Here is a 7132-nt window from a genome sequence, read left to right on the forward strand (position 1 = left end):
ATGGCACTTCGTAAGGGTCGCATGGAGCAAATGGTTAATCACGGAACCGGTTGGGTCCGTCTTGATTACAAGGTTCCATCACGTGGACTTATTGGTTTTAGAACTGAGTTCTTAACTGAAACTCGCGGAACTGGTTTACTCCACCACGTCTTTGATGGTTATGAAGCATGGCACGGCGATATCCGTACTCGTGCAACTGGATCACTTGTTTCAGACCGTATGGGAACAGTTACATCGTATGCATTGTATGGAACACAAGATCGCGGAACTATTTTCGTAGAACCAGGCGATGAAGTGTATGAAGGTATGGTTATTGGCGAGAACTCTCGCAACGATGACATGGATGTTAACTGTGTTCGTGAAAAGAAGCTGACAAACATGCGTGCTTCAGGAACTGATGAATCAGAGCGTTTGATTCCGCCTAAGAAGCTCAACATGGAAGGTGCTCTTGAATTCTGTCGCGAAGATGAGTGCGTTGAAGTAACGCCTGCTGTTGTTCGCATCCGTAAGGTTGTTCTAAACGGTGACGAGCGCGCACGTGCTACTTCTCGTCAGAAGAAGGCGAACCTGAACGCATAAAGAGTTTTACAAGAAGCCCGTACCAAACACTTGGTACGGGCTTTTTTATGCTCACATCCCTGATTCGTCAGTCCATTACGGTTGAATTACGACTGTGAGTAAGCAGCCATTCAGCCTTGTACGACAGGTACTTCAGCCTGCCCCTGCTGCTCTAGATGCTGAGCAAAGATCCGTTGTCGCACACCGCGGTTGCCCCATTGTCGTTCAAGGCGGACCAGGTACAGGCAAGACAACTGTTTTAGTTGAAGCTGCCCTTGCTCGAATTGGCGAGGGACAAAATCCAGACTCGATATTGCTGCTGACCTATGGTCGCGAGCGAGCATCCGAACTTCGTGATGCAATTGCGCTGCACACAACCAAGACAATGTTTGAGCCATTGGCCAGAACATTCTACTCACTTGCTTTTTCAATCTTGAAGATGAAGGCAAAGGGTGATCCTGATCCGATTTTGCTCAGTGGTCCAGAACAAGAAAGTTATATCCGCGAATTACTGCAAGGTGACATCGACGATGGTTTTAAAGAATGGCCTGAAGATCTGCATAAGGCGTTAACTACCAATGGCTTTGCTCGCGAACTACGAGATTTGATATTGCGTGCATCAGAGCGCGGAATCGATGCCGATGAGTTAGCAAAGTTTGGCAAGCAAGAGGGTGAAAAGTATTGGGAGGCGGCGGCTGCTTTCTGGAAGCGATATACCAATTCTATGATCATGCGCGAGTTCAGCGCACAAGATGCAAAGTTACGTATTGACCCTTCTGAGTTAGTCTCTCGTGCATCTATTCATTTGCGCAATAACACTGATTTGTTGGATCAACTACGAAATCGATTCACAACGATCATGGTTGATGAGTTTCAGGAAAGTGATCCAGCACAGCGCGAACTATTGGTGTTGCTTGCTGGTAACGATGTAATCATCTGCGCGGACGCCGATAGCGCCGTTGGACGATTTCGTGGAGCAGATCCCGATGGATTAGCTGCTGCTTTAGATCCTTATCGGGCAAAGGAAGTTGTTCTAAACCGTGTGTATCGAAATTCACCAGCAATCTTTGAAGTTGGACATGAATATGTTCAAGGATTCCGAGGATCACCGGTAACCCGCAAGCGCACGTGTGTGGCAGAAAGTGTCGGTTTCGTTGGGGTTCACCGCTTTAGATCTGGCGCGGAAGAGGCAGCCTTTATTGCTCATCAATTCCGTAGTGCTCATTTGCGACAAGGGGTTTCTTACAGTGACATGGCAGTTATCTTGCGCTCTCCGGGTGTTCAAGCATCTGCTTTGCGTCGTGCATTTTCACAGGTAGGCATCCCAGTTGCATCAGAGCTACAAGCACTAGCTGGCAACCCCGCTATCACACCATTCCTTCTATTGGCACGTGTTGCAATCGGTGCACAATCACTTAATTTAGATACGGCAGAGCGCTTGCTGCTTTCAGAGTTTGGTGGCGCAGATTCAATTTCATTGCGCCGAATCCGCCGGGCGATGATCACAGCCCGTCCTGAAGGTGATGAGCGCTCAGGCACACAGCTCCTTCTTGATGCGATTAATGATGGAGAATTGTTTATTGAAGGTGCGGACAGCGTGCTGCGTGTCCATGCATTGCTAAAAGGTGCAAAGGCGATTGCTCGCAATAAGACTGCGCTGGCAGATGATCTGTTGTGGTTTATTTGGGACAACGCAGTGACAAGTGATGGCCAGAAACTATCTGTTGCTTGGCGTAACCAAGCACTACGTCCTGGCGTTCGTGGGGCAGCTGCAGATCGAGATCTTGATGCCATGATGCAGTTGTTTGAATCTGCTACGCGTTATTCAGAACGCTTCCCTTTGTCTGGTCCTGCAGCCTTCATTAATGAGGTTGCACATGAGGACATTGCAGGAGATGTTATTACCGCCAAAGGTGTTCGCCCAGATTTTGTGGAGATCCTTACCGTTCATAGCGCAAAGGGTCGTCAATGGCAGGTTGTTGCAATTGCAGGTTTACAAGAGGGCACTTGGCCTAACCTGAAGCAGAGATCATCATTGTTAGGTGCAGAGCGCTTGGTTGAAAGAAAGCGCAACCCTGATATTCCACGTGACCAGCTAGATGTCATTGCAGCTAATGGTCTGATGCAGGATGAGCAGCGCTTATTCCATGTGGCCCTAACCCGCGCCCAGCAATCACTTTTCGTTACTGCAGTCCAGCGCGAAGATGAAGAACCGTCACAGTTCTTTGAAGCAATCGAAGTCATGGTCAACAAAACCGATGATGAGGAACATGTGTTAACCGATGTTCCTCGTCCTATTACCGCTCCTGCATTGGTAGCAGAACTTCGTGCCCAATTAGCTGGTCCGAAAGCAAAAGAGGCTGCTGCGTTATTAAAGGCGATGAGTGCTGAAGGCATTTATCTAGCAAACCCGACAAGCTGGATTGGCTCTGTCCCACTTAGTACTGATGCACCTGTTATTGATCCTGACAAAGAGGTCGTTGTTTCACCATCGGGGACTGAATCCTTTGTGGAATGTGGTGTGAAGTGGTTCTTGCAAAACAATGGTGGCTCAGATGGCGACAGCACTGCACAAGTTTTAGGTTCTGCTATCCACGCTTTTGCGGCAAAGATGGTGCAAGAGCCCGGCACAAGCCGTGAGCAATTAATCAAATCTTTGGAAAAGTCATGGAAGTTGATTGATCCTGACAGTGGATGGGTCAGTGCGTCCCACCTGGAATCTGCAGTGACAATGCTTGAAAAGTTTGTGGAGTACCACAAGGAAACAAAGCGCGAAGTAAAGGGTGCTGAATTACGTTTTGATGTGAAGTTGGGTCGTGCTCGCATTATTGGAACTGTGGATCGTCTTGAAGTAGAAGCTGATGGATCTTTGTTCATCATTGACTTTAAAACAGGCAATACGGCTATTAGCAAAGAAGATGCCAAGAAGAATTTGCAGCTTGCTAGTTATCAGCTGGGCGTCCATGAGGGCGGATTTACTGATGGTAATAAATCCGCAGGAGCAGAACTTGTGTATTTGGGTACTGGCAGTGCTGGTGCATCGATTCGCCAGCAGTATGCAATCGATGTCGAAGAGACAAAGGCAACTATTGAAACTATTGGTGAAGGCATGGGAGCTGCAACCTTCTTTGCAACAGTCAATAAGCGCTGTAAAGGCTGCCCAGTAAGGAAATCCTGCCCTGTTCAAAGTGATGGACGGGCGGTGATCGAATGAGCGCGAAGTACACACCTGAAGAGATCATCGCCAAGCTTCAGGCACATCCCAAGTTTGGTTCACAGATCAAACCGATTACCAAGCATCAATCAGCCATTATTAGTAGCGGTCTAGAGCCTGCCGTCGTTATCGCAGGTGCTGGTTCTGGCAAAACAGAGACAATGAGTAATCGTGTTTTGTATTTGGTTGCCAATGGCTTTGCCACACCCGATCAAATCTTGGGTCTTACCTTCACCCGCAAGGCTGCTGGTGAACTCTCTGTTCGTATTCGTAAGCGTTTGCGTCAACTATCGCAATTACCAGAGTTCAAACACATCACATCAACTAGCACTGCAGTTACTACCTATCACTCATATGCAGGCAAGTTACTCAGTGAACATGCAATCCGTTATGGAATTGATGCTGATGCTGATCCACTGGGAGAAGCAGCAATCTGGCAGATTGCATCAGATGTTGTGCGCAACTGGGCAGATGATTCCTATCGCAATGACAGCGCGGTGAGTACCGTGATTAAGGATTTGCTCGGACTTTCTAAGTTGATGTTAGAGCACCAAGTCAAAGCATCAGATATTGAAGCTATCGGCAACGAAATGCTTGAGAAGTTGCAATTGCTTGGTGGCAGCACAAATGAAGATACTCGCGCAGTTGCTCGTGCTATGCAGCAACGTAATTCTTTGCTACCCATAGTTGAAACATTTATGGAACGCCGCAAAGCTGCCGGCGAGTTATCTTTTGATGATCAGATGTCGTTGGCTGCAGATATTGCGCAAAACTTTGAAGATGTGGGCGCTTTAGAGCGCGGCAAATACACCGTTGTTTTACTGGATGAGTATCAAGATACTTCTCAATCTCAGGTGCGCATGCTCTCTTCACTCTATGGGGCAGGCCATCCAGTTATGTCTGTGGGAGACCCATCTCAGGCTATTTACACCTGGCGCGGAGCATCAGCCGGCACTATGGCCTCATTTAATAAGTACTTCCCAAAGGTGCAAGGGCAAACAGGAATAGAGCAGTTCTCCCTTCCAACAACTTTCCGTAACGACACAATCATTTTGAATGCAGCAAATGCAATTAGCGCGCAAATCAAAGCTGATGGCGGACAACAAGTTGTTGAACTTGAGGCACGCACAGGCGCTGGCGCAGGCGAACTTGCCTACGGTATTTATGAAACTGTTGAAACCGAATCTCAAGCAATTGGTGAATACTTTAAAACGCTCTGGAATCCAGATGACAATAAATCTTTTGCCGTCTTGGTGCGAAAGCGCAGTCAAATAGCAAGTATTGAAAATGCTCTACGTGAACAAGGTTTACCGGTCGAAGTAATCGGTATTGGTGGCTTGATCCACATTCCAGAGGTTGCAGATGTTGTGACTCTCATGAAGATCATTACCGATCCTGATGCAGGCTCATCTTTGATGCGCCACTTAACAGGACCACGAATTAATTTAGGACCTCGAGATATTGCAGCACTTGGCACATTTAGTCGAGAGCGCGCAAAGGCAACGCATGCCGACTCAAAGAGCTTTATCAAAAAGATCGCTGCCGGAAATCCTGATCAATTAGAAGCAGATGATCAATTCTCTGGCTCCATCATCGATGCGCTAGATGAAATCACAACGGCTAAGAAGAGTGGCTTTAGCGATCTTGGATATCAGCGTCTGGTTACTTTTGCGCAAGATCTTCGACGTTTACGCTCACGCGCCGGGGGGCAAATCACTGATTTAGCAACAGAGATTGAAAACTACCTAACACTTGAATCTGAAATTACCTTGCGTGAAGGTTCACAGACAGGTCGCCGACACTTAGATCGTTTCTTGGATGAGGCATCAAAGTTTGAACGCAGCGGTGGATCTGTTTCTGCCTTTTTGGATTGGTTAGATGTTGCATCAGATGAAGAAGGTGGCTTAAAGGTTGGAGCCCCTGAAGTACGCACGGATGTGGTTCAAATCCTTACAGTTCACATGGCAAAGGGCGCCGAATGGGATGTTGTGGCAGTGCCTGGATTATCTGAAGGCACTTTCCCTGGCGTAAACAGAAGCGATCCAGATAATTGGTTAAAGAATGAAAAGCATGTGCCATTTGCACTGCGCGGTGATGCCCATGAGCTTCCTTATTTCACTCTAGATGGCATTACTAAGAACAGTGATGCAAGTAAGGTGATTAAAGCTTTTGCATCTGAATGCGTGGATAAGATCAAAATGCGCGAGGAAATGCGATTGGCATATGTCGCAGTTACCCGTGCACGAACACACTTGATCTGCACAACCTCTTGGTGGCGTGATGGATCTAAATCTGTTTCACCATCTAACATCTTCACACTTATTGCAGGTGCAGCAAGTGCACACGGCGGACGATTAATCTCAGATATTGCAGCACCTGAGGATGGAGTTGAAAACCCAACTCTTGAAAATCCATTGACCGCTGTGTGGCCACGAGATTACCTAGGGGACAAGCGGGCACAGTTCGATGCGGCAATTGAATTAGTAAATGCCTCTGATGTTCACCCGCTGATTGATTCACAAGATGGTGAAGTGAACTCCTGGATCATGGACGCTCATAGTTTGATTACCGAGCAACAAAAGCGTGCGATAGATGTGGTTGAGGTTGCGTTGCCATCTCGCATGTCCACATCAACGCTAGTTGCTTTGCATGAGAACCCACAAGAGCTTGCACTCAATATTCGCCGCCCAATGCCACGTGGTCAAGATCAATACTCTCGTCGCGGTACCGCCTTCCACTTATGGGTTGAACGCCAATTCACAGAAGCAGCTACCTTGTTTGGCGACGAGTACTTAGATTACCTAGATCCACTGGATGATGACTCAAAGTTAGAAGATCTAAAGGCTTCCTGGTTAAAGAGCACCTTTGCCAATCGCACGCCTGCTCGGGTTGAAGTTTCCTTTGAAACAACCATTGCTGGCGTGTTAATCCGTGGTCGCATTGATGCTATTTATGCTGATGGAGATGGTTTCCAGGTGGTGGATTGGAAGACAGGTTCAAAGCAGTTAGGTAAGTCGGCCCAAGTTCAGTTGGCGATGTATCGCTTGGCGTGGGCGAAGTTATCTGGCTGCGATATTTCTAAGATTTCTGCGGCATTCCATTACGTGCCAACGGGGGTTACTGATCAGCCAGCAGATCTTTTGGATGAAGCAGCCTTGATTAAGTTAATTAGCTCTATCGACCAGGCTTAGAAGCGCCTTAATTGATACGTACACTAATTGGTAAGTGATCACTCATTCCAGTAACAACGGTAGGAAGAGCTTCAAACTGGTCTGGCTGTAATGTGTCGCTAAGAATGTAATCAAATTGTATTTTTGCACCCCATGATGGATATGAGTTGTGCGTTACAAGTGAGTTCCA

The 7132-nt window shown here is 47.3% G+C and carries 2 protein-coding genes and 1 pseudogene; all 3 read left to right on the forward strand.

The genetic code is table 11. The features are described from left to right. Positions 1 to 579, forward strand: a pseudogene (locus AC9UEY_RS05340) (translational GTPase TypA); the annotation flags it as partial. Between the two features lie 94 nt (positions 580 to 673). Further along, entirely contained in the window at positions 674 to 3772 is a 3099-nt protein-coding gene (locus AC9UEY_RS05345; protein WP_509538805.1) for an ATP-dependent helicase, read from the forward strand. Further along, complete coding sequence (locus tag AC9UEY_RS05350; RefSeq protein ID WP_509538808.1) at positions 3769 to 6963, forward strand: ATP-dependent helicase; 3195 nt, start codon at positions 3769 to 3771, stop codon at positions 6961 to 6963. Before AC9UEY_RS05345 ends, AC9UEY_RS05350 begins: the two co-directional genes overlap by 4 nt. Positions 6964 to 7132: the final 169 nt, after the last annotated feature.

This window comes from Candidatus Planktophila sp. (assembly GCF_040402275.1).
Classification (GTDB): Bacteria; Actinomycetota; Actinomycetes; order Nanopelagicales; family Nanopelagicaceae; genus Planktophila.

Excerpts from the sequence above, each read along its gene's own strand:
- AC9UEY_RS05350 (WP_509538808.1), top strand. The coding sequence starts at position 3,769 with ATGAGCGCGAAGTACACACCTGAAGAGATCATCGCCAAGCTTCAGGCA.